Origin of the sequence: Pantoea coffeiphila (genome assembly GCF_016909495.1) — a bacterium.
Classification (GTDB): domain Bacteria; phylum Pseudomonadota; class Gammaproteobacteria; order Enterobacterales; family Enterobacteriaceae; genus Erwinia; species Erwinia coffeiphila.
In genome coordinates this window covers 1-1378 of sequence record NZ_JAFBFW010000023.1, presented here as the reverse complement: position 1 = coordinate 1378, position 1378 = coordinate 1, and the positions used below count along the sequence as shown (strand labels likewise).

1 rRNA gene is annotated in these 1378 nt (G+C 53.6%); it reads right to left on the bottom strand.

Annotation, left to right across the window (positions count from 1 at the left end):
- Positions 1–23: 23 nt before the first annotated feature.
- Positions 24–1378, bottom strand: a 23S ribosomal RNA gene (locus tag JOE09_RS26035); the annotation flags it as partial.

Below are 1378 nucleotides of genomic sequence, written 5' to 3'. Positions count from 1 at the left end.
CACCAGAACGCTTCTGGTGTTGTAAGGTTAAGCCTCACGGGTCATTAGTACCGGTTAGCTCAACGCATCGCTGCGCTTACACACCCGGCCTATCAACGTCGTAGTCTTCAACGTCCCTTCAGGATTCTCAAGGAATCAGGGAGAACTCATCTCGAGGCAAGTTTCGCGCTTAGATGCTTTCAGCGCTTATCTTTTCCGCACTTAGCTACCGGGCAATGCCATTGGCATGACAACCCGAACACCAGTGGTGCGTTCACTCCGGTCCTCTCGTACTAGGAGCAACCCCTCTCAATTCTCCAGCGCCCACGGCAGATAGGGACCGAACTGTCTCACGACGTTCTAAACCCAGCTCGCGTACCACTTTAAACGGCGAACAGCCGTACCCTTGGGACCTACTTCAGCCCCAGGATGTGATGAGCCGACATCGAGGTGCCAAACACCGCCGTCGATATGAACTCTTGGGCGGTATCAGCCTGTTATCCCCGGAGTACCTTTTATCCGTTGAGCGATGGCCCTTCCATTCAGAACCACCGGATCACTATGACCTGCTTTCGCACCTGCTCGAGCCGTCACTCTCGCAGTCAAGCTGGCTTATGCCATTGCACTAACCTCCTGATGTCCGACCAGGATTAGCCAACCTTCGTGCTCCTCCGTTACTCTTTGGGAGGAGACCGCCCCAGTCAAACTACCCACCAGACACTGTCCCCACGCCGGATCACGGCGCCAGGTTAGAACATCAAACGTTAAAGGGTGGTATTTCAAGGATGGCTCCACGCAGACTGGCGTCCACGCTTCAAAGCCTCCCACCTATCCTACACATCAAGGCTCAATGTTCAGTGTCAAGCTGTAGTAAAGGTTCACGGGGTCTTTCCGTCTTGCCGCGGGTACACTGCATCTTCACAGCGAGTTCAATTTCACTGAGTCTCGGGTGGAGACAGCCTGGCCATCATTACGCCATTCGTGCAGGTCGGAACTTACCCGACAAGGAATTTCGCTACCTTAGGACCGTTATAGTTACGGCCGCCGTTTACCGGGGCTTCGATCAAGAGCTTCTCCTTGCGGATAACCCCATCAATTAACCTTCCGGCACCGGGCAGGCGTCACACCGTATACGTCCACTTTCGTGTTTGCACAGTGCTGTGTTTTTAATAAACAGTTGCAGCCAGCTGGTATCTTCGACTGCCTTCAGCTCCGTCAGCAAGTGACTTCACCTAACGACAGCGTGCCTTCTCCCGAAGTTACGGCACCATTTTGCCTAGTTCCTTCACCCGAGTTCTCTCAAGCGCCTTGGTATTCTCTACCTGACCACCTGTGTCGGTTTGGGGTACGATTCGTTGTTACCTGATGCTTAGAGGCTTTTCCTGGAAGCAGGGCATTT